This is a genomic window from Legionella parisiensis (genome assembly GCF_001467945.1).
Classification (GTDB): domain Bacteria; phylum Pseudomonadota; class Gammaproteobacteria; order Legionellales; family Legionellaceae; genus Legionella; species Legionella parisiensis.
This window is the reverse complement of the sequence record NZ_LNYQ01000006.1, coordinates 31,734-55,115: the sequence shown is the minus strand read 5'-3', so window position 1 is coordinate 55,115 and position 23,382 is coordinate 31,734. Positions and strand designations below refer to the sequence as shown.

Sequence of the window (23,382 nt, the reverse complement as noted above, 5' to 3'; positions counted from 1 at the left end):
AAGCTTGAATGATAACTCACAATTATAGACAAACAAAAGAACAAAAAGAGTCAATGCAAAACCACTTTCTTTTAGGCACTTAGTTTTATAGGGAGTGCGTTACATTTTTCTTCTGCTTAAAAAAAACATAATGAACTAGAGGTGCTAGCCACCCTTGGCGTGTAAGTGATGGACTATCCAATTCGTTTTGCAGTGCAAGGGCACTGGTCGCGCTTTTCTCATTATTCAACGAATAATTCATTTTCTTTCTTAATAGCTCGCGAGCAGGTTGCTCAACGAAATAATGAAGCAGCGTAGCGACGACAATAGCTGCCGCTAAATCAAGTACAAAGGGCAAGTGGAATGGATGTAAAATCACTTGGACCATGAGTGCAGATAAATAAAAAGCATACGAAATTTTGCCCATGAAAAATGCTAACTTATTCCCAAAAAGCAATTTAGAAAGTCCGGAGTTATTGGAAAGGCCCATGATAATCAATGTGGCAGGAACTATGGTTTGCCATAATGTAGCACAGTAAAAATTCAGAATAAGAGACACACCAACGAGAGTCACAATATCATAAACGACGCTATTGCTCGCCCATTTTTTGAGCTTTTCTACCAGAAAATACACGACACACCCCCAGAGGAATGCCCAGAAAAATAGCACTAGAGAAATTCCATGAGAAAATGTCAATTGACGGCCTGCACTTAGAAATTGATGTGCTATTCCCCAATTGATAAGAGCATCATAAAAAGAATACCTTATCTGAGAGTAGATAATTGCCATAATGATACACAATACCCACAGAGGAGCTTTAGCAAGTTTGCGGATGAATAGCGGAAAAAGCAGATAGCTGAAAAACTCGGTACTTACTGACCATGAGGGTTGATTCCAGGAAAGGAGCTCTGTGAACCCCCATGCGTGGAGTAGACTAAGGTTTAATATGAATGTTTTCCATGTATTACTCGGCTGCAGATCAATTCCAACCCATACAAAAGCACCATAAAGTATCAATGTCACTAAATGAAGGGGATATACTCGCGCAAAGCGAGCAAACATAAAGCTACGGTATCCGACTGTTTTTTTTGCGAATTTAGAAGAATATACATAGGAAAGGATAAAACCGGACAGCACAAAAAATACTGTAACACCCGAGGCACCATAACTGGCAAGTTTCATTGCATAAGTATCACCTTGCCCCCCTCCCCACGTGATATGTAAGAAAAAAACCCAAAGTGCAGCATATCCACGAAGACCGGTTAAAGCTTTTATTTCTGTCACATCAGAATTAGCAAAGAATTTCCTATTTAATAGTTCCATAATAATGTCTCATTTTAACTATGAAGATTATGTTAATTAGTGCTAATCCTAGTCTTTTAAACACCATCCATTGTCATAGATATTGAATCATGGCACATGGGCTTTTAAAAGGACGATAAGCAAGAGCATTAGATTTTGAAAGAATCCGGCTTAAGACTTCCACGAGAGGTTCCTGAAAAGCATTTTCAAAAACAATAACGGCTTAACAGAGGGCCTCTCCTTAAATTGTAGCTTTGCCGGCGACAGAGCTTACTACAAAAAAAAAAAACTTCATAGCTCAGATCTTTGCCCTTTAAGTGGACCATATATCAGCTTGTTCTCAACCACCGATATGATAATCATGTGGCGCTAGCTAATAGCTGTACATCATGCGCAAGCCCGCGTTGGCAGGGACTTTCATTTTTATTTTTTGAAAGACTTGATGCACACGTCAGCCCCCTGTGCTCATTTTACTCTAATGCAGATAATGATTAAGCCTGTAGTAAGCAACTATTTTCGATCTGCCCCTTTTTAAAGCCATATATTATTACTGACCGAATCTATTATCTCTTAATTTTGAAATGCCAAGGTACTTGGAGTACCTCCCTCATTATTCAAAGAATAATCCATTTTTTCCTTAAAAACTCGCGCGCAGGTTACACAAAAAATTTACTAAAGACTTTCCATGAGCAAATTACTGCCCTGGATTCAGAAATTGATGCGCAAGTGCCCAATTTATATTGGCATTATAAAAAGAAAACCTTATTCCAACCGACATCAACCCAGCATAAAGCACCAGGGTCACAAAATGCAGCGGATAGATTCGAGCGAAGCGGGCAAGCACTTTAACTTTATTTAAAAACACTTGGCATAAATAAATCTAAGAACATCAGATTTTGAAAGAATTTGGATTAACTCTTGAAAATGCTTCAACAGATGCCTTCTTGCGAGCGCAGAAGAGCATAGTATAGACTGGAGTTATATGATTGCTTACCCCACAGCATCCTAAGAAATGAACTACTTCTCAACTAGCTGAATTTACAATATGATAGCCATTGTGCGCTAGCAAATAGCCGCACATCATGCGCTGACCCGAATTGGCGGCGACTTTCATTTTAATTTTTTTGGAGGACTTGATCCATGCGACAGGTACCTGTAGTGTGTCCCACTTTTCATCATCCTGCTTACTTCATTTCATTAAGGAGTATCGCAGCATGAAAATTCATGATTTTAAACGTAAAAAAGAAGAACAACAAAAAATTTCCATGATTACCTGCTATGATTATCCATCTGCTTGCATTGTAGCTGAATCAAATATTGATTGTGTTCTAGTGGGAGATTCTGTAGCCATGGCAGTACATGGCCATGATACAACCATTATGGCTACCATGGAGATGATGATACTTCATACCCAAGCAGTAGCTCGTGGCCTAAAACAACAATTTATAATTAGCGACCTTCCTTTTTTAAGTCATAAAAACTCACTGACTCAATCTGTAGAAAATGTTAAACGCTTACTTCAAGCAGGAGCCCACGCTGTGAAAATTGAAGGGGCTGATACAGATACATGCCAAACTATTTCTTATCTAGTCAATGCGGGCGTTCCAGTGATAGGTCATATCGGTTTAACCCCTCAATCCATTCATCAATTAGGGGGCTATAAAGTACAGGGAAAAAACGAGGAACAAGCAGAAAAACTTATCCGGCAAGCTTATCAGTTAGAAGCAGCAGGCTGTTTTGCGCTGGTGCTCGAATGCATACCTCAACAGCTGGCTTTAACAATAACTCAATCATTAAATATACCAACTATAGGTATCGGAGCGGGTTCTCATACCGATGGACAAGTGCTTGTTTGGCATGACATGTTGGGCTTACAAACTGATTTTAATCCTAAATTTGTTAAAAGATACATCCAAGGCAAAGAAATTCTGTTGAATGCATTAAATACCTATGTTCAACAGGTTCAGCAAGTTAGTTTTCCAACAACTGAGCATTCATTTTAATTGGAGAGCAGGATAACTCTCAAAATAAAATAATGAGAGTTATTCTGCTCACTAAGGAGTAACTCATGCAGGTTTTTCACACTCTCGACGAATGGTTACACTTTCGTAACTCTTTATCTAAGGGATTAACTCTGGGCTTTGCACCAACAATGGGTAATTTACATGCCGGACATGCGTCTTTATTTTTAACCAGTAAAAAAGAAAATGATCACACTGCTTCCAGTTTATTCATAAATCCTACGCAATTTAATCAGGCTGAAGACTTTAAACATTACCCTAGAACATTAGATGCAGATCTCAAAATTATGGAAGATTCCGGTGTTGATTTTTGTATTCTTCCCGATGAAAAATCAATCTATGCTGATGGATACAATTATCAGGTGCATGAGCACCAGCTTTGTCAACTCATGGAAGGGGCTCATAGGCCCGGACATTTTAACGGTGTATTAACTGTTGTCATGAAATTATTGAATTTAGTTAAGCCGCATCGTGCTTATTTTGGTGAAAAAGATTATCAACAATACTCATTGATACATGGAATGGCTAAAGCATTTTTTATGGATACTGAAATCAAAGCGTGCCCCACAATTCGTGAGGCAAGTGGTTTGGCTTACAGTTCCCGCAATAACCGACTTAATACAGAGCAAAAAGCTTTAGCTGAGGAGTTTGCAGCATTATTCCAGCAAAAAGAGTTAACATGTGATCAAATCATTAAAAAATTAACCGAAAAAGGAATTGCCGTAGAATACGTCGAAGAACATCAGAATCGTCGCTTTGCTGCAGTACGTATTGGTGATATCCGCTTAATTGATAATTATTTATTAGGATAAATTGTAGCCTGGGTGGAGACGAAGCCATAACTAAAGGTTTTGAAGGCTTTTTTTGTATGTCTCCTGGCCCAGGTTACAAAACCTACAATAATTCAGGAAGTGCTTCCTCTGGAACCTCTCTCGTTGTAGCGGGTTGTGAAACAACATGCTGATGTGGCAGTCCAAGAGCTGTAGATTGTGCAGGAATACCAGCCCAATGGGTATTTTGGGGTAAACATTCCCCTTTCATGAGTAAAGAAAGACTGCCTAAAGAAGAATTGTTCTCCATTAACGTGTTGTAAAGAACAATTGAACCTACACCAACATTACAGCCAGCTCCAATAGTGACATGAGATACTTTAAATATTCTATCTTCATAGAGATGAGTTTGGATTATTGTCTCAGCATTAATGCACACATCATCACCAATGGTAATTAAATCAAACTCAGAAAATTCCGCACTATCTGTGTAAACCCTTTTCCCCGCTTTAGTTCCCAGACAACGATGTACCCAAAGCGCAAAAGGGGTTCCTAAAACTTTGTTGGTCCAATGTGGGTTCGTATAGTAGTTATATGAGTATTCAATCACATCATTTTTCCAAATGAAAGAGTCCCAAATAGGCTTAGTTAAAGGTTTTAGTTTACCTAAAATTCCCCATTTCAGAGCTACCAATATTCCAACCAGACAGACAGTAATAAACATTTCTGTTGGCGGAAGAACCAGGGCGGTAACAAACCAGGAATATTCGCTCAACATATAATCCAATACATAAAGCATATTAAATAGCCCAATCAATGAAAATGTTGATGGCAAAATAATTCGCATAAACTCAATGAATAAACGCATGCAATAGAGTTTTTTGGATGGATAAAATGTATCTTTATCAGAATAGCCCGCAAATAACTCTCGTTTTGGTAGAAAAACAGCTGGAGAACCTAGCCATGCAGAATAAGGTTCCATTGCTTTGGCATCTGGTGGAGTCACTGATAAGCATCCTAATAAAGTACCTTCACCAATAGATTTACCTGCTGGCAATAAGCTTACATTCCCAACAAAAGCCCTGCGTCCGATCGCTACTGGAGCAAAAGAAATGAAGCCATTGTATACATGCGGCCAGGCTAAAGCGACTGAACTGGCAGTAAAACCACCTTCGTCAATAGTTACTAAGTCGGGAATAATATGAGGTGTTTCTCCCATTTCTACCCCTTTACCCAGCTTTGCTCCCAATAATCTTAAAAAAGCTGGCATATACAAAGTATCTGCCATAACTGAGATTTCATCGACGTCCAATAATTTCACCATGATCCAATGACGGAAATAATACAAGCTTTTTAAGGGATAATTACCGGGTTTGACCTTGTCTATAATTATCTTTTTACAGAGCACAATGGATGAATAATATAAGCCTAAAAAGAGAATTGCCCCCAAAGGTATGGCAAAAAACATAGTCGTAAAATAATGGCCTTGATCATAGTAATAGCTAATCAAAGAGATTGAGGGGATTAAGCATAAGTAATATATCCCCATGACAAAAACGATGCCTAAGTAATGTAAAATACCGAAAAGAGTATTTTCCAACACGCTCGATTCTTTAATGGTAACTTTTTTCCGGGTAATATGGTCAACCGGAGTTATACCAGGTACCGCGGGAGAACCTGAAAAATAGGTTCCTTGAGGAATTAAACTGTGATCGGGCAGCATGGACATTTCATCCAGAACCGCATTGTCTTCAATCTGGGTATTTAACCCAACCACTGCACGGGAGCCTACATAACAATTAGTACCGATACTGATAGTTCCTATTTTTAACCATCCATCCTCAACAATATAACCATTAAGTCTGCAATCAGCGCCAATTGAAGTATTATCTCCTATAGTTAGTGAGTCATGGGCTGAAATCTGCATGGATCCCAAATAACAATTTTTACCTATTTTGGCTCCTAATAGGCGATAATAAATAGCAGCCAATGGCGAGCCAACTAAAAATTTAGCTAAAAACAAATTCTTTTGCAGTCTTTGCACTAACCACCAGCGATAATAGAACCACCCCCAAAGAGGATATTGTCCAGGTTTCACTCGCCCCAGCAAAATCCATTTCAAACAGATCGTAATAAATAACGAAATAATTGGCATTGATAAAAATAATGCTAAAAACGCAAGCTGTGATTCCCTGGAAATAATAGAATACTCAGAACTAACCCAGCTGTAACACAAAATAACCGCAAGCAGTTGTAACGTGCCTACCGCATATTGCAGTAAACAACCAAAAAACTGGCCAATACCACATAAATAGTATTTCCATTGTGGCACACTATACTTTTGGGGAGCAGACTGATTTTCATCAAAGTGCGGATTGAGATAAGGGTTACTAAACTTCTGCTCCAGCTGAGCAACCGTTGGATTTTTATATAAATCCAAAATTGAGATGTTTTTTAAGGCAGATATTTTGCGCAAATTAGAAATCACTTTTGCAGCATGTAATGAGTGTCCACCTAGATCATAGAAGAAGTCTGCATTTACAGAAATATTCTTACAATCGAAAATTTTTTCCCAAACACCTGCAATTTCCTTAGCCAATTCAGACTCAGGTGCCTTATAAAGACTATCTTCTTTTTGTTGTAGCGGTTTAGGAAGTTCTTTGCGATTGACCTTACCACTAGCTAAAACTGGAAAAGTTTCCAAAATTTCAATTAACGACGGAAGCATGTAATCTGGTAAGTGTGATCTTAAAAAAGCTTTCAATGCATTTGCATCAAACACGTGGTGTGTGTCAAGAATCAAATAAGCAACTAGAATAGGTTGCTCGAATATTTGCAAAGAAACCACTGCCTGTTTAATTCCGGCATATTGCATTATAACGGTTTCAATTTCATTTAATTCAATGCGAAATCCACGCAATTTGACTTGCTCATCCACACGTCCTGCAAAATGCAGGTTACCGTTAGAATCTCTTGAAACTATATCACCTGTTCGGTATAAACGTTGATTTTTATTTACAGGATTTAAAACGAATTTTTCTGCTGTAGCCTCAGGCCGATTGATATAACCACGAGCCAAGGCAACTCCAGCAATACAAAGTTCACCTTCCTCACCCTCTGCTACTTCCTGCACATGTTCATCCACTATAAGTACTTCATAACCAGGTAAAGGTTTACCGATAGTTATCTCTTGCTGAGGATAACACTCTGCATAAGTAGCAATAATCGTTGCTTCCGTGGGACCATAAGTATTGATAATGCGCAGACCTGCTCTACTCCAGCGCTTAACCAGACTGGGTGGGCAAGTCTCTCCCCCTAAGATTAAAAGACGCAGATCAGGTAATTGTCCCTCTAAGGAAGACAATAAAGTAGGGACGGTAGAAAAAACACTGACCCGGTGTTGTTGCAAAAAAGAAATTAGGCCTAAACCAGATCGTACCTCTTTGGCAGTACATGCAACAAGGCTAGCACCATTGGCAAAGGCCATCCAAAACTCTTCTAAAGAGGCATCGAATGCCAATGAAAAGCCTTGATATACCTTATCATTACTCTTTATATCATAAAGTTTGCTCGCAACTTCAACATAATGGCAAATACTGCGTTGCGTAATTTCTACTCCTTTAGGCCTTCCTGTTGATCCCGAAGTGTAAATGATATAACACAAATCATCGGCGCTTAAATCGCCCTGGGTAGTTAGTCTATGCGTGGAATAGTTGGAAATTTCTTTGGCAAGCTTATCAACTGCATAAAAAGTTGGCCATGTCAGATCTTTTTGGGCCAATTGAGTAGAGGAAGTTAAAACTGCATCAAAGTGCAGATCAGAAAAAATATAGTTAATACGTTCGTCTGGATAATCCACTTCAATAGGTACATAAGCTGCACCTGTTTTTAAAGTGGCGAGTATAGCAACATAGCACTCGACAGAGCGCTCTAGTAGAATACCTACAATGCTTCCCTTGGATATTTTATTCTCACAGAGATAATGAGCTAATTGATTCGCACGATTTTCTAATTCCTGGTAGGAAATAAATGCATTATCACAAATCAAAGCAATATTGCCTGGATAATTGTCAACGGATTGTTCAAAGAATTGATGCAATGTCATAGTGTTATATTCGGGTGAGAAACTCAAGTTTGAATTGCTCCTACTAATTGCGCCATTTTTCGACAATTTTAATTGATTTTTTATTGTTATTTTTAACAAAAAGAGGCGAGTAAGAACTTTGTTAATGCAATGATATTATATTTAGCAACAATAGTAAAAGGCTTATGAAAAAACGCAGCAGGAATATTTTAAGAATTATAGGCTCTGTTTACTTTCTCTAGTTTGAGCCAAAATGACCTGATTTTCGAGCACGGAAGCGCAGCGCACGCACAGTATATGAGTATTAAAATCGCAGCAGATTAATTTGAAACTATGGGCTATTTTTTGAAAGATGGATCCCTGCATACGCAGGGATGACAACCTTGTCGAGCATTTTTTCCTGCTTTTAACAAAGCAGAATACCCTTTATCGACGACCAGTCTCGATTCTTACACTAAGTTGAGGTTACTGAATCAAAATTTCTTGCAAAAAACTTATCATAGATTCCCATGAACGTTGTGCAGCCACAGCGTTATAAATAGTTCCCAATTGCATATCATATGCTAGCGGATTAGTAAATGCATGCTGTACATGTCCATACATATGCATTTGCCAATCTACATTTGCTTCAGTCATTTCTTTGCAAAATTCATGCACCTTATCAGGTTGAACCATTGGGTCATCATAACCATGTAACGCCAAAATCTTGGCTTTTATTGGTTCAGATTTTAAATTGCCAGGCTTGTGCAGCAGGCCATGAAAACTTACTACCCCTTTAAGTTCTGCCCCAGAGCGTGCCAACTCAAGAGCACACAACCCCCCAAAACAAAATCCAATAATTGCAACCCGCTTATTGTCAACTTCAGGCAAGGAGGATACGGCAGCCAACCCTGCCTGAAGGCGACGGCGCAACAAAGCTTGATCAGAAATCAAAGGGTTCATTAACGCTTGTTTTTCTTCAGTAGTAGAGCCCAGCTGGCCATCGCCGTACAGATCTACTGCAAAGCCTACATAACCCATTTCGGCAAGCAATTTTGCTTTGTTGCACGCAAATTCATTGCGACCAGACCAATCATGAGCGACCAATACTGCAGGACGCGGCTCAGCACGAGACGCGTCATATGCGACAAAGCCATGGAATTCTTGCTCATTATCATGATAAATATAATTTGATGTATGCATCTCAAGCTCCCTGAAATAAAACTAGAATTAACTTTTAGGAACCTAGTTTATAAAATTGGGGGACAGAGATAAAGTTATGAATTACATTAGGGTCAACAGACCCTAGAATATTTTCTATGAGGTTGACTCAGTATTCTTGAGTTTCAACTACTTTACTTCATCTTGCTTTTTCCAATTAGCAAGATGCCGTAAATAATCTTGATGGACATGACCATTGGGCAATTATTTTGTAAGACAAAAAAACGAAAGAATGTTCTTTTTTAGTCTACACTTACAGTAAACTCTAATGGGGATCTAATCATGATAACTTCATCATTAATCCATGTAAGAGATGTTTTACATGCACAATTGTGTTATCAGGCTTTTATTACTCCTATCTTTTTTCCCTTGGAAAAAGAATATAGACATTTTGCCAAACTGGCTTGTGAGTTTATTGAGGCAAGACGTACTGAGGTCATTCATGAGGAATTTCCACGACATCATGTACTACACCGTTTTGCGCCACAGAAAAATGCTCGCGGAAAAAAAGTACTTATTACCCATGGATGGATATCACGTGCAGCATATATGGCTCGCATAATCCAGGCCCTTCACCAACAAGGATATGAGGTATATGCTCTTGATTTCCCTGCACATGGTGAAGCAAAAGGTTTGCAATTACCCTGGACTGATGCAGTCGCTATTTTGAAAAATACAATCAATCAGCATGGACCTTTCTATGCAGTGATTGGACATTCATTTGGCGGCTCAATGCTTCTCAACACACTGAATGTCGCAGGTCAACTTCCTGAATGGCAATTAAAACATAAACCAGAGCGTGCGATTTTAATTGCATCGCCTACACAAATGCGAAGCCCCGTTAACCGGATTGCAAAAAAATTTAAACTGAGTGGCCATGGTTATCTGCAGCTGCGTCATGTCCTGAAGCAACAAGCGCACTTTGACATTAACCTAGTCCGTTTACACCATTTCATTTCCCAATCACCCAACATTTCTTTTTTATGCATACACGGGGAGTTAGATAAAACGATTAGTACTAAAGAATCGATTGAATTCTGTGAGAAATACCCGGATTCCAGACTGTGTCTACTTCCTGATGCAAATCATGTGAGCGTCTTAATGGATGAGCGAGTAGAACATTTAGTGTGTGATTTTCTGGCATAAAAACGGGCTTGAGTGAAGTGGATAACCCAGGAAACCTGGATTACACTTCACGCATAATTGAAGGAATTAGTCGCTTTCTATATATTGCCGCAGTTTTTTCATGGCATTTTTTTCAAGCTGCCTAACCCGCTCTGCGGACACTCCGTATTTTTTAGCCAAATCATGCAGTGTTAACTTTTCTTCGGCTAACCAACGTTGTTGTAAAATATCTTGGCTGCGCTCATCGAGCTGCTCTAAAGCAAACATCAGCTTCTCGCGCCCGCGATCTCCTGTACTTTCCTTTTCCAATAAAACAGAAGGGTCATCATTAGCATTAAATAAATAACGCTCAGGTGCTGTGTAAAATTCATCGTGCTCATCCGCATCAGGAGCATCATAAGGCGTGTCCATAGCGTTCAAACGTTGCTCCATTACTAACACGTCTTCGCGACTTACACCCAAATCATTTGCTACAGCAGTTACCTCCTCATGACTCATCCAGCCCAACCGATTTTTCATTTGGCGAAGATTAAAAAATAACTTACGCTGTGCTTTGGTTGTTGCAATTTTAACGATACGCCAGTTGCGTAAAACAAATTCATGAATTTCTGCTTTTATCCAATGTACTGCAAAGGAAACAAGACGCACGCCCATCTTGGGGTCGAAACGTTTTACTGCCTTCATCAAACCGATATTACCTTCCTGAATCAAATCATTCAGAGGCAAGCCATATCCCAAATAGCCACGAGCTACACGAACAACATAACGCAAATGGGCAAGAACCAAGCGTCGCGCAGCCTCAAGGTCTCCTTCAGCATGAAAACGCTCGGCACAGGCAATTTCTTCCTCTAAAGACAACATAGGAATTTGATTAACCCTGTGAATGTAAGCATCAAGGCTTCCCACAGGTAAATTCATTTCGGCAAGCTGCAAATATTGACTCATGCTTCTTTCCTCTAAAACTTCTCTGTAAAATAAGGTAAAAAAAATAAGAGGGGCTTATAACTGGGGCTCAATGGAAGCCAATTGACGTTTTACCGATAAACGTGCCCCCATCCATCCAAGTATAACTGCAAATAAAAAAAGTAGCAAGAACTGTCGCATTGATAAACTTTTTAATGGATAGTGCATTTGATAAGCAGTTGCCAACTGCTCCACAGCAGCTTCCAAACTGAAGATAAAAATATTCACCATAAAGACAGCAAAAACAGCCCCTAAAGCACCATACCAAACCCCAGAATATAAAAAAGGTCTGAGGATAAAAGGATCTTTTGCTCCAATTAACTTTAACACCTGAATTTCTTCTTGTCGACTATGAAGAGCCAAACGTAATGTAGTGCCAACGATCATAATCACTGCCATGGCTAATAAGGCGAGTAATGCATTTGCAAACTTGGCTGCAAAACCTAAAAGCGCATGCAAGCGGCTAATCCATTCCATATCAACTTTTGCATTTTCCACTTGTGCTATGGTCTGTAATTTCCGTGCCAATAAATCTAATTTTGCTGGTGAGTCAATGATCAAAGCGGGGACAACATCCACTACTGAAGGCAGAGGATTTTCGGGAAGATAACGCATAATATCCTGCATCCCCTCTTGCTGAGTTAATTCCGATAAACCTTCACTGGAAGATTTTAAGGAAACTTGGGCCACGCCATCTGTTCCACGCACTTTTTGTAATACCAGCTGTTGTTCCGCTTCAGATAAGCCGGGTTTTAAATAAAGAGAAATATGCCCACCCTTCTGCCAACTTGCAGTCAGTTTAGCGATGTTATCGGAAAATACCCAGAAAAGAGCAGGTAAGGCCAAAGCAATGGCGATCACTATGGAGGTCATCATGGTTGCTAAAGGTCTGCGGCATAACAAATTTAAACTTTGTATTGCTGCTTGCACATGATAAGCAAGGATTGCTTGTGCTTTTTTTAACACATCCTTCCTCCTTTAAGCATGACAATACGATGTTTCATTCCTGCGATCAACGCCAAATCATGCGTAGCAATCAATATACTTACCCCTACTTGATTAAACTGCTCAAAAATAGCCATGATTTCTGTAGAAAGTTTGGGGTCGAGATTTCCAGTAGGTTCATCAGCCATTAACAATGCAGGCTTATGCACCACAGCACGCGCAATTCCCACGCGTTGCTGCTCTCCACCTGATAAATGGACGGGGAGCATTTTTTCCTTGCTTAATAGACCTACCATATCCAAGGCTGCATGAACTCTTTTGGCAATCATGGGATAAGCCATACCCTGAATTTGCAAGGGTAGAGCTACATTATCAAATACTGTTCGATCATTAAGTAAATAAGGTGATTGAAAAGTAATACCCAGTTGGCTGCGGTGAGCGGCCACATCACGCTTTTTTAACTGATTCAGACGCAAACCATTGACAATTAATTGCCCCGAAGTAGGCCATTCTAAAAGAGCGATCAATTTAAGTAAGGTACTTTTTCCTGCACCTGAATGCCCAGTAAGAAAAACCATTTCCCCTTTTTGTAAAGAAAAATTTACCTGGCTTAACGCTTCAAAACCACCCGGATAACGTTTAGTCACTTGGTCAAATGTGATCATTGAATAGTGCACCAACAAATTGCGCAGCATCAAAGGGTCGTAAATCCTCTATCCCTTCACCAATCCCTATATAACGAAAGGGCATCCCTAATTCATTCGCAATGGCAAACAAAATTCCACCTTTAGCCGTACCATCCAATTTAGTCATGGTAATTCCAGTTAAACCAATCGCCTCATGAAATTGTCTTGCTTGGACTAAAGCATTTTGCCCTATGCTTGCATCCAATATCAACATCGTTTCATGAGGAGCATCAGGACAAAGTTTCTGCAATACACGCTTTACTTTCTTCAATTCGTCCATCAAATTGCCTTGTGTATGCAACCGGCCTGCAGTATCCGCGATTAAGACATCCATTTTGCGCGCTTTTGCAGCTTGTAGTGCATCAAAAATCACTGAGGCACTATCTGCTCCTGTATGTTGGGCAATTACGGGGATATCATTTCGCTCTCCCCATACATGCAATTGCTCCACGGCTGCTGCTCTAAAAGTATCTCCCGCAGCCAACATGACTTTCTTGCCTTGTTGGTGAAATTGTTTCGCCAGTTTCCCTATAGTAGTTGTTTTACCTGCACCGTTCACCCCAACCATTAAGATCACAAACGGAGAATGATCCGTAGTTTCTAAAGTTAAAGGTTGGTTATTCTGGCTTAAAATCGCATGCAAATGAGATTTCAAAGCCTCATAAACAGCATTACCATCGGATAACTGTTTACGGGCCAAGCTTTCAGCCAACTGGTTCAGTACAGATTGTGTTGTCTCCATCCCCAAATCAGCACTGACTAAAAGCGTCTCTAACTCATCTAACAAATCCTGGCTGATTTCTTTTTTACCTAATAATAATCGGCCAATTCCATCACCAAGCTGATGACGGGTTTTACTTAGCCCTTTCCTGAAACGCGCAAAAATTCCTTCTTTTGCCCGCTCTTGTTCCTGTTTGCTTTCTTCTGCAGGAGCTTGAGGCAACGAGTCAGTAGTACTTTGTGAATGATTGTCCTCTACAGAGGTGGAATCATGACTTCGCTTAAACCATTTAATCATATAGTGTACAAATCCTGAAAAATATGAAATTCTATCATCTTTTTTACTTTGAGGTTAAGTTGTGCGCAAAATACTCTTTACTTTACTCATAGTACTATCTTGCCAGACCTTTGGCCAAGTGCAAGAGTTTACGCTGAATAATGGATTAAAAATATTAGTTAAAGAAGATCACCGGGCACCTATTGCTGTATCCATGATTTGGTATAACGTAGGTTCGGCAGATGAGCCAGGAGGGATTACCGGCGTATCTCATGCGATGGAACATATGATGTTTAAAGGTACTGAAAAATTCCCTTTAGGGGTCTTTTCCAAAACCATAGCGGCAATTGGCGGCCAGGCTAATGCATTTACCAATAATGATTATACCGCTTTTTTTGAAAAAACAGCTGCATCAAAACTTGCCACCAGCTTTGAACTGGAAGCGGATCGCATGAGTCATTTGCTTCTCGATGCCAATGAGTTTGCCAAAGAAATTAAAGTAATCCAGGAAGAACGACGTCTTCGAACTGAAGATAATCCACAGGCGCTCGCCTTTGAACGTTTTCTGGCAACAGCACATCTAAGCGCTCCTTATCATCATCCCGTTATTGGCTGGATGAGTGATCTGAAACACATGTCCGTTGCAGACTTAAGGGAATGGTATAAAAAATATTATGCGCCTAATAATGCAACCTTGGTTGTCGTCGGAGATGTTAACCCAGAACAGGTTCGCACTTTGGCAGAAAATTATTTCGGTGCTTTGCCAAAACACCCTATTCCTGCGAGACGATTGCAAAAAGAGCCGCCAGCATTAGGTCAAAAGATTGTTCATATTCAAGCTTCAGCAAAATTACCTTTATTGATGATGGGTTATACAGTCCCTAGTGCAAACACTAGCAAAAAAGAGTATGAACCTTATGCCTTGGAACTCATCTCCGGAATTTTAGATGCAGGTGAAAGCGCTCGTTTTTCCAAAAACCTGATTCGCAGCAAAAATATTGCTACGGATGCAAATACCTATTATAACCCGTATACAAGATTTCAAACCCAATTTATCGTTTATGGATCTCCGAGCAAAAACCATACAATAAGCGATTTACAAAATGGGCTTCTTAAGGAAATCGATGATTTAAAGAAAAATCAGGTTACTGAGCAAGAACTGCAGCGTATTAAACATCAAATCATTGCTCAAAAAACCTTTGAGAAAGATTCAATTTTCGGACAGGCCTCAGAATTAGGTTTATTAGAAACAATTGGGATTGGTTGGCAAAAAGCGGATAAGTATACTGCAGCAATCAATGCCATTACGCCACAACAAGTTCTGCAAACTGCCCAACGCTATTTTCAGGAAAATAATATGACGACAGCAATATTGGAACCTCAACCACAAAGGGCTGCACCATGAGAATTTTTAGCGCATGCATTCTAACATTACTGCTTGGACTGGCTCATACCACAACAGCAAGCACCTTCAAAACAGAAAAATGGCTCACCAAAAATGGCGTTCAGGTCGTTTTTTACCCTGCTATGGAAGTGCCTATGCTCGATGTCAGCTTGGCTTATGCAGCGGGCTCAGCATATGATGGAGATCAGTATGGCCTAGGTGCATTGACAAGTCGTTTGATGAACCAAGGAAATGCGGGGCGAGACGCAACAGCAATAGCCGAATCACTCGCGGATGTTGGTGCTCAATATAAAGCAGAGATCAACCGCGATATGGTTATATTTAACCTAAGGACGTTAACTACCAAAGATGCCTTAGCAAAAGCCAGTTTTACTTTTGCGCAAATCATTAACCATCCAGACTTTCTTGATTATGAGTTTTCACAAGAGAAAAAACAGCAGCTGATGGCCATTGAACAACGTCAAGAATCGCCTGAAGACGTCGCCAATCTCCACTTTTTTCAAGCCTTATATAAGCAACACCCCTATGCACATCCTGTTAATGGAACAAGCGAAACGGTCAAAGCAATTAATATGAGCCATGTGATCGAATTTAATAAACGCTACTATGTTGCCAAAAACGCGATTTTAGTTATGGTAGGTGCGATTAATAGTGAGACAGCACATCAACTTGCCGATCAACTCACCCATGAACTTCCACCGGGACAGCCTGCCCCTCCTATTCCCAAAGCCCAATTAACTCAAGCAGAAACAATAAATATTCCGTTTCCATCCTCACAAACTGTAATCCGGCTCGGTCAACTCGGTATTGATCATCATGACTCAAATTACTTTCCACTGATTGTAGGGAATTATATTTTAGGAGGAGGAGCTTTGGTTTCTCGACTCGCTATAGAGGTTAGAGAAAAACAAGGTTTGACTTATGGTGTAGACAGCCAGATTGCACCCATGTCAGGGAAAGGGCCTTTTCTCATCAGCTTGTCAACGAAAAATAAACAAACAAAAAATGCGTTAGATATTATTCAAAATGAGTTGCAAACTTACATTGATAATGGTCCAACTGATGAGGAGATGAATGCGGCGAAACAATACCTTACAGGAAGTTTCCCACTTTCTTTATCAGGTAATCGCAGTATTGCAAGTACCTTATTGCGAATGACGTTTTATCATCTGCCTGAAGATTTTCTTGACACCTATCTTGCTCGTATCAATGCAGTAAGCCGCGAACAAGTGAAGCAAGCATTCAAACAACAAGTAAATCTCGATAAATTATTACTAGTCACTGTAGGTAACTCGTGAAACAAATCGTCCGCATCATAGGAGGTTTATATCGTGGAAAAAAATTGCATTTTCCAGATGTAGAGGGTTTACGCCCCACCCCGGATCGTGTGCGCGAGACTTTATTTAACTGGCTCATGCATGACATCAGAGAAGCACGCTGCCTAGATGCTTTTGCAGGCAGCGGCGCTTTAGGTCTGGAAGCATTTTCAAGAGGGGCTGCGCACGTTGTTTTTCTTGAGCAATCATCTAAAGCTTATGCCCATTTACACAAAATAATCACCTCATTTAACAGCCCAAAACTTAAACTACTACAAACAGACGCAGTACAGTATCTTCAGAGCAAACAGGAAGAGTTTGATATTATTTTTCTGGACCCCCCTTTTGCACTCGATTACCTTCCTCAATGTATTTCGAATATAACTCAAAGCACTATTCTCAAACCTGGAGGTCTTGTTTATTTAGAATCACCCCTTGCAATTCAGTTGGATGAAAAACATTGGCGACAAATAAAACGGAAACAAGCAGGGCAAGTTGTCTATTCATTATTTGAAAAATTAAATTAATTTTTATAGTTGGGTTTCCAAAGAAATTTCGTGTAGTCCGGTTGCTTGCAACCAGACTACCATTTAATTAAAGCACACGCTCTCTAAGATCATTTCTGTTTAAATTCATACAATTCCTCTTCTATAGGCTTGACAAGCAGCCTAGCTCCTGTTTCAATCAAACGAATATTCTCAGACATGAAAGAACATTGAATGAACAACAAGCTTCTCATGCTATTTATTGCCTCAGTCCTGCTTGTGGGTTGTAAACATGGAGTACTTTTTAAAAAGTCACCAGTCAACAATCCTAGTGATGATGCCACAATTAAACTAGCAGAAGCAGCAGTATCTGTAAGCGATTCCATGCATGAAATGGCACGAGTTGAAAAAGTAATTCTACCTCCGCCTGTCGACAACACACTCACAATACCTAATTCATATAACTTGCAAGCCAGGGCAAGTGTGGATTGGTCTGGTCCTATTGAAGAATTAACTGCTCGTATTGCCAAATCAGCCCACTTCAGGCTTCGCATTTTAGGAAAAGCGCCTTCAATTCCAGTTTTAATTAGTCTTAATATTAAAGATGAAAGTTTAGCTGAAATCCTGCGTGATATTGATTACCAAGCTGGTAAAAAAGCCTATATTCACGTTTACCCTAACAGTCAGGTTGTTGAATTACGCTATGCCAAAATTTATTCGTAGCTTAATAGTTGTTGTATTGTCTGCTTTACTGCTTGCATGTCACTCATCAAAATATCTGGGTGATACGAACTCATTGGCAGGACTGCAGGCTATGGCCAATGTGAATGTAAAGGACCGAAATAAAAGGCAAAGGGGTAAAATTCGTCAAATTGCTTTAAAAGAAACTGCCCTAAGTCTCGGCGCTCAAGCGGGCCTGGCGAATCGAGCAAAAATTATTGATGAGCATCTTATAAGACAATCGCGCAGACTCGATGCCATTTATGATTTTAACTCTTTGATTCTAGAGCATAACATTTTGCCTCCAGTACTCTTAGAAGGTAGGAATACTCTCAACCTTGCTGATGCACAAACCATTCGTATTTCTGATCGAACTTATAAAGTTGCAAAACAAGCTCATTTTGTAACAACTCCTCCCACTTGGCGGCAATACTTATGGTTGGATTATGTACAGCCAGAATATCCTCACTATACTCTGTTGCCTAAAACCAAGGTAGAGAAAAAAATATGGTGCATTTATGTAGCGAAAGGCTGGAAAAATGGTATTGATCAAGCAAATACCATTTTGGAAGAAAACATAGCCCGAATTAAAGAAGATTTTGGCGGAATGGTTCTTTATAGAAAATTATTAGCCATGAATATGATTTCTCCTCCTTTTGTCTCTCATACAGACTTAGGTGTAACAGGAGACTCTTCAGAAATTCATATTGATGATAGGGTATTAAGAATTACTGCGTTACCCGCTCTGAATGTGAATAGTGAACAATGGCGGGCAGCGGTGTCCAAGGATGAAAATGCCCTGGAACGGTTCAAAAACATGGAAAAATTGGCAAATCGTTCTAAAATTATAATAACAGATAAATCCTGGCAGCCTACGATTGCGCCAGTTAACGATAATAACAGAATTCGCCAATAGAAAGTATGAACAATAATACCAATTTACATTTAATGGCCGATGAACCAACACGGTTTACCCCGCTTTTTATGGATAAAATGTTGGAGCATACTGAACGTTTAAATGCTTCAGACATTACCATCCAAACAGGCGAGCCTATTTACGCAGAGGTCTATGGCAAACTACTGCGGATTACCAACCGTCGCTTGTCTAATACGGAACTCGGTGATTTAATTAATGCAATATACGGACCTAACGCTACAACCCAGCTTCTTTCAGGTAAAGACATCGATACTCACTATGAATTCCGCCCTAATCGCGGTGTAAGATATCGATATCGGGTCAATGGGACAGCATGCCTTGTAGAAGGCCATGATGCCATTCAGATTACTCTCAGAACGATTCCAACGACCCCTCCCAGGCTTGAAACCATGAATCTACCTGATAATGTGCTTGAAGCAGTTGCACCCCAGGAAGGAATTGTCTTTATTACAGGCGCAACAGGTTCAGGTAAATCAACTTTGTTGGCCTCGATTATTCGCGACTTAATCGAAACAGAAGACTCAAACCGTAAAGTATTAACCTATGAATCTCCGATCGAATTTGTTTATGATGAAATTGAAACCATATCGGCTGTAGTTAGCCAATCAGAAATTCCTCGCCACTTACCGAGTTTTGCTGATGGAGTAAGAAATGCTTTGCGTCGTAAACCTCGCTTAATCATGGTCGGTGAGTGTAGGGACGCAGAAACAATTAGTGCTGCATTGGAAGCTGCACTTACTGGACACCCAGTGTATACAACCTTGCATACTTCCGGTGTCGCAGAAACCATGCGTCGTCTTGTAACCTCATTCTCTGGTGAAGAGCGTTTAGGAAGAACTATCGATATTTTAGAAACAATTCGACTGTGTATTTGGCAAAAGCTTGTACCTACTGTAGACGAAAAAAGGGTTGCATTGAGAGAGTATTTGGTCTTTGATGAGGAAGTCCGAGATATTTTACTCGAAAGCGATCCTAATGATGTAACCTCCGCCACCCGTAAATTAGTGCGGCAAAAAGGCCAACTGATGACTTGGGATGCAAAAGCAAAGTTTGAACAGGGTATTATCAGTGAGCGGGTATACAAATTAATTATTGCTGGAGCAAAAGAATACCAACAATAGTCGCTTGCTGAATACTCTTTATATTAGAGCCTGTTTCGCATAATATCCATCAGCTACTACCCTTTTTGATGCATGAAGAATGCTTCCTTTTAGATTTACATACTCGTTTTTATCAATCAAGCTTTATTTTAGCTATAATTTTAAGAGAGAGGCTGTTTTTTATTACCTGCTCTTAGGAATTATATGAACGATTCTATAGTACTTTTAGATGCCTCATTAAGAGATGGAGGCCACAGGACTAATTTTAATTTTGATGATACTCAGTTAGAAAAAATTCTTGTACCTCTTGATAACTCAGGCATTGAATATATTGAAATTGGCTATCGTAATGGAACTTTAGCACCTACTAAAATAGGTAGAGCGGGATGGTGCGCGAAGGATTATTTACTTTTTTGCCGTTCTTTTATTCAAAAAGCTAAAATGGCAGTCATGATTTTTCCAGGCAATCTCACGCAACAAGATCTTATTGAATTAAAAGAGTGTGGCGTTGATTTATTAAGAATCTGTGTTGCTAAAAACGAACTTGCGTCTGCCTTGCCTAAAATAAAAATGGCAAAAAATGCAAACGTAGAAGTTTCAGCTAATCTTATGAATATCTCTTACTACAAAGAAAATGAACTTGATGAATCGATCAAAGCGATTAGCGAGTATGAACCAGATATCATATATTTCGCTGATTCAAATGGCAGTTTACTCCCTTCTCGCATTCAAAAAATTTATGAGAGATACATTAATGATTATCCGTTTCCCTTTGGGTTTCATGCTCATGATAACCTTGGCCTGGCGCAAGCGAATGCCTTGGCAGCGATGAACTCAGGTGTTCGCTTTATTGATGCATCTCTTGCCGGGATGGGCAAAGGTACTGGAAATTTAAAAACAGAGTTTTTTGTTGCTTATTTACATTCAATTCAGCTAAAAAAATACAGTTTGGATCGCGTTCTAGATGCAGCAAATTTCGTACGTAGCTCATTAAAGATAGGTCAAGAACCGATTGAAATGTCGGAGTTCATCCGTGGAATTTCTGATCTTTCCAGTGTAAGTTATAAATCTAAAGATTAGTACAATAAGCTTAACATACAGGGACACTCAGCGTTTTCCACTTCGTCAATGATTGCGGTGTATGTGAAATTTTTTTGATCAGCACGTATGATGTTGAACTCGGTTATCCCATCTTCTCGATCAATGCAGATAGCTGTTTTTGTTGCATCTGGGGCATTAACAGCATGAGCTGATTGAGTCTATACTTATACCTGCGCTCTAGAAATGTTTGCATAGTAAATCAAAATTGTGAATAGATAATTTGATTGAAATTCACCTACAAATCTTAATCGGTGCTTTATGAAAAAAACTGAGATGAAGAAAACGGAAGAAATAAAAGTAATTCAGAATATCTATGATAACCCGACATTTTTTGAATCTTATAAAAAATTGAGAAAAAATGATCTAGGGTTTAATAATCTTATTGAACAGCCGATTATCCGATCATTGCTACCCGCCTTAAATGGTAAAATCGTTATGGATATTGGATGTGGTTTTGGGGATTTCTGTCGATATGCTGCGGCACAAGGTGCTTCAAAAGTAAAAGGAATTGACCCCTCAGTAAATATGATAGATGAAGCTAAAAAAAATACATTGGAAAAAAATATTGAGTATGAATGTATTCCTGTAGAACATTATTGCGCACAGGAAAATCAATATGACATCATCGTTTCTTCTGTGGCTTTTCACTATGTAAAAGATTTTCCCGCTATTGTAAATAAAATATACTCATGGCTTAAGCCAAATAGTGAATTGGTGTTTTCAGTCGAACACCCGATTTGCACGGCAAATCCACATGTTAGAAATGGCGAAGATGAAGAAGGAGCATTCCATCCTATTTATAATTATAGGGATCAAAAAGAATTCAAACAAAAATGGTTTGTAGATGATGTAGTTAAATATCATAGAACCGTTTCTACGTATATCAACACATTAATAGATACTGGATTTAATATAAAGAAGATATTGGAACCTATGCCTGATAATAATTTAATTGAGACTAGGCCTGAGTTTGCTGTTCATAAAATAAGACCACCGTTGCTAGTTATTGCTTCATTAAAAAATGAGAAATAAGCTTCTTTATGGATTCATAGAAGTAACTCCGAAATTAATCTACCTCGGAACGACCACTTTTGGGGGTTCTTCCACAAGCCCCCATATATCCAAATATTTAACTGTCCTTTTTTAAACATACGCATGATTTCAAATCATTTAATCGTTACATAAGCACTTTTCATAGACTGGAATCCTCGCACAGGATTAATGAGTCGCTTGAGCTTACCGTGGTCAGTTTCTCACCGATTATATGATTCACGTGAGAAGCCAGAATTCCTTCTTTGTGTTTTACCGCATATGTAGCCCAAACTGGAAATAAGAAATATATGCGGAAAAATTAAACTTAATTTGGCTTGAATACCATCCAATATAAGTTCATTAATGGCAAGATAGTTGCAATGATGCCAAATATCATCCAAGATTTTTCTAGTCTCCAATAATCATCAGGAACTTTTTGATGATTTTTAAATTGTTTGGCAATTTGATGCAATTTAATTTGTAAGGGTATGAGTAATGATAACCAAATAACGCCGGAGGCAATAAATAAACTGATCCCCCATACTATCCATTTTATGTGTAAGTAATTAGTGTAGTGTTTTGCCATTAAAATTCCAGAAATAGCTATTATTAACACCCCAATAGTTGTAAAAAAAATGTCCGTATACGTTACTAACTTTTGAGAAAAAGCAATAATTCGCCAATCTTTGGAGAAATCTGCCAGTGTTTTCCAAAAGGCAGTCACAATAATATTTCCTAAAAACAAGACTACACCAAAAATATGAAGCATTTTTAACATCAAGTAATATTGCATTATTTATACCTCTTCATTCTTTAATAGCGGTCGGTTGATCTAACTCAAGCAGTTTTAGGCTTTTCTCGCACCAAGCCAGTTCTGCTTCCGCCATGACTATCCCATGGCTTAATGTAAGAAGCCAATATTTTAAGTGAGGTGAATCTTTATGTTGGTTTACCAATTCATTGTGCACATTCTTATAACGCTCAAGGATTAATTCAATTTCTTTTTTTCGATGAGTAATGTGATGAATGTTGTCTTTTTTATCAACATTATATCCATAGAATAATTTTAATAATAATTCATTCTTACGATGGTAGCTTTTGGACTTTTTTTAAGCCATTCGCTTAAAAATTTTTTACCAGCGGAGGTAATCGAATATAGTTAAAGAGCTATACACGAGGTGCTGGTTTATCGGATACATATTTTTTGACACGC

Annotated in this window: 19 protein-coding genes and 2 pseudogenes; 11 read left to right on the top strand and 10 right to left on the bottom strand. The window is 39.1% G+C overall.

Annotated elements, in window-relative coordinates:
* Window positions 1–85: 85 nt before the first annotated feature.
* Entirely contained in the window at window positions 86–1,303 is a 1,218-nt protein-coding gene (locus Lpar_RS01525; protein WP_058516239.1) for an acyltransferase family protein, read from the bottom strand.
* A gap of 1,193 nt (window positions 1,304–2,496) precedes the next feature.
* Between Lpar_RS01525 and panB the strand changes: the two genes are divergently transcribed.
* Together panB and panC are read left to right on the top strand one after the other, a co-directional pair.
* Complete coding sequence (panB, locus tag Lpar_RS01515) at window positions 2,497–3,285, top strand: 3-methyl-2-oxobutanoate hydroxymethyltransferase (protein WP_058516237.1); 789 nt, start codon at window positions 2,497–2,499, stop codon at window positions 3,283–3,285.
* 65 nt (window positions 3,286–3,350) lie between these two features.
* On the top strand, window positions 3,351–4,115 hold the full coding sequence (gene panC / locus Lpar_RS01510) for a pantoate--beta-alanine ligase (protein WP_058516236.1): 765 nt from the start codon (window positions 3,351–3,353) through the stop codon (window positions 4,113–4,115).
* A gap of 82 nt (window positions 4,116–4,197) precedes the next feature.
* On the opposite strand, the gene Lpar_RS01505 is transcribed toward panC, so the two are convergent.
* Window positions 4,198–8,205 carry a Pls/PosA family non-ribosomal peptide synthetase gene (locus Lpar_RS01505; protein WP_237759324.1) on the bottom strand — a complete coding sequence of 1,336 codons (4,008 nt, stop codon included), beginning with the start codon at window positions 8,203–8,205 and terminating at the stop codon, window positions 4,198–4,200.
* A gap of 417 nt (window positions 8,206–8,622) precedes the next feature.
* Window positions 8,623–9,339 (bottom strand): dienelactone hydrolase family protein, encoded by a 717-nt coding sequence (locus Lpar_RS01500; RefSeq protein WP_058516234.1) that lies wholly within the window; start codon window positions 9,337–9,339, stop codon window positions 8,623–8,625.
* A gap of 300 nt (window positions 9,340–9,639) precedes the next feature.
* Here Lpar_RS01500 and Lpar_RS01495 point away from each other — a divergent pair, with 300 nt between their 5' ends.
* Window positions 9,640–10,503: an alpha/beta hydrolase gene (locus Lpar_RS01495; RefSeq protein WP_058516233.1), complete on the top strand. Its 864-nt coding sequence runs from the start codon at window positions 9,640–9,642 to the stop codon at window positions 10,501–10,503.
* 66 nt (window positions 10,504–10,569) lie between these two features.
* Here Lpar_RS01495 and rpoH read toward each other — a convergent pair whose 3' ends face one another.
* From rpoH to ftsY, 4 genes are read right to left on the bottom strand one after another with little or no spacing between them, the layout of a single operon-like run.
* Window positions 10,570–11,427, bottom strand: coding sequence for an RNA polymerase sigma factor RpoH (gene rpoH, locus Lpar_RS01490; protein ID WP_058516232.1), 858 nt, complete (start codon window positions 11,425–11,427; stop codon window positions 10,570–10,572).
* Between the two features lie 54 nt (window positions 11,428–11,481).
* Window positions 11,482–12,411 carry a permease-like cell division protein FtsX gene (ftsX, locus tag Lpar_RS01485; protein WP_058516231.1) on the bottom strand — a complete coding sequence of 310 codons (930 nt, stop codon included), beginning with the start codon at window positions 12,409–12,411 and terminating at the stop codon, window positions 11,482–11,484.
* Complete coding sequence (gene ftsE, locus Lpar_RS01480) at window positions 12,405–13,055, bottom strand: cell division ATP-binding protein FtsE (protein ID WP_058516230.1); 651 nt, start codon at window positions 13,053–13,055, stop codon at window positions 12,405–12,407. The genes ftsX and ftsE overlap by 7 nt, the downstream gene beginning before the upstream one ends.
* The gene (gene ftsY / locus Lpar_RS01475; RefSeq protein ID WP_058516229.1) at window positions 13,042–14,094 is read right to left on the bottom strand and encodes a signal recognition particle-docking protein FtsY; all 1,053 of its coding nucleotides are present in this window, start codon (window positions 14,092–14,094) and stop codon (window positions 13,042–13,044) included. Before ftsY ends, ftsE begins: the two co-directional genes overlap by 14 nt.
* A gap of 61 nt (window positions 14,095–14,155) precedes the next feature.
* Between ftsY and Lpar_RS01470 the strand changes: the two genes are divergently transcribed.
* From Lpar_RS01470 to Lpar_RS01435, 8 genes are all read left to right on the top strand, one after another.
* Window positions 14,156–15,478, top strand: coding sequence for a M16 family metallopeptidase (locus tag Lpar_RS01470; protein ID WP_058516228.1), 1,323 nt, complete (start codon window positions 14,156–14,158; stop codon window positions 15,476–15,478).
* Window positions 15,475–16,776: a M16 family metallopeptidase gene (locus Lpar_RS01465; protein WP_058516227.1), complete on the top strand. Its 1,302-nt coding sequence runs from the start codon at window positions 15,475–15,477 to the stop codon at window positions 16,774–16,776. Before Lpar_RS01470 ends, Lpar_RS01465 begins: the two co-directional genes overlap by 4 nt.
* Window positions 16,773–17,321, top strand: coding sequence for a 16S rRNA (guanine(966)-N(2))-methyltransferase RsmD (gene rsmD, locus Lpar_RS01460; RefSeq protein ID WP_058516226.1), 549 nt, complete (start codon window positions 16,773–16,775; stop codon window positions 17,319–17,321). Before Lpar_RS01465 ends, rsmD begins: the two co-directional genes overlap by 4 nt.
* A gap of 192 nt (window positions 17,322–17,513) precedes the next feature.
* Window positions 17,514–18,002 (top strand): type IVB secretion system lipoprotein DotD, encoded by a 489-nt coding sequence (dotD, locus tag Lpar_RS01455; RefSeq protein WP_058458007.1) that lies wholly within the window; start codon window positions 17,514–17,516, stop codon window positions 18,000–18,002.
* Entirely contained in the window at window positions 17,983–18,915 is a 933-nt protein-coding gene (locus tag Lpar_RS01450) for a type IV secretion system DotC family protein (RefSeq protein WP_058516225.1), read from the top strand. The genes dotD and Lpar_RS01450 overlap by 20 nt, the downstream gene beginning before the upstream one ends.
* A gap of 32 nt (window positions 18,916–18,947) precedes the next feature.
* The gene (gene dotB / locus Lpar_RS01445) at window positions 18,948–20,057 is read left to right on the top strand and encodes a Dot/Icm type IV secretion system ATPase DotB (RefSeq protein WP_420324243.1); all 1,110 of its coding nucleotides are present in this window, start codon (window positions 18,948–18,950) and stop codon (window positions 20,055–20,057) included.
* A gap of 183 nt (window positions 20,058–20,240) precedes the next feature.
* Entirely contained in the window at window positions 20,241–21,116 is an 876-nt protein-coding gene (locus Lpar_RS01440) for a beta/alpha barrel domain-containing protein (protein WP_058516223.1), read from the top strand.
* Window positions 21,117–21,395: 279 nt separating this feature from the next.
* Window positions 21,396–22,169, top strand: coding sequence for a class I SAM-dependent methyltransferase (locus tag Lpar_RS01435; RefSeq protein ID WP_058516222.1), 774 nt, complete (start codon window positions 21,396–21,398; stop codon window positions 22,167–22,169).
* 134 nt (window positions 22,170–22,303) lie between these two features.
* Here Lpar_RS01435 and Lpar_RS18700 read toward each other — a convergent pair.
* The 3 genes and pseudogenes from Lpar_RS18700 to Lpar_RS19635 form a co-directional block, all read right to left on the bottom strand.
* Window positions 22,304–22,390, bottom strand: a pseudogene (locus Lpar_RS18700) (IS6 family transposase); the annotation flags it as partial.
* Between the two features lie 104 nt (window positions 22,391–22,494).
* The gene (locus Lpar_RS01430) at window positions 22,495–22,962 is read right to left on the bottom strand and encodes a DUF2269 family protein (protein WP_058516221.1); all 468 of its coding nucleotides are present in this window, start codon (window positions 22,960–22,962) and stop codon (window positions 22,495–22,497) included.
* A 13-nt stretch (window positions 22,963–22,975) separates the two neighbouring features.
* Window positions 22,976–23,242 (bottom strand): annotated as a pseudogene (locus tag Lpar_RS19635) (virulence activator alpha C-terminal domain-containing protein); the annotation flags it as partial.
* Window positions 23,243–23,382 lie beyond the last annotated feature (140 nt).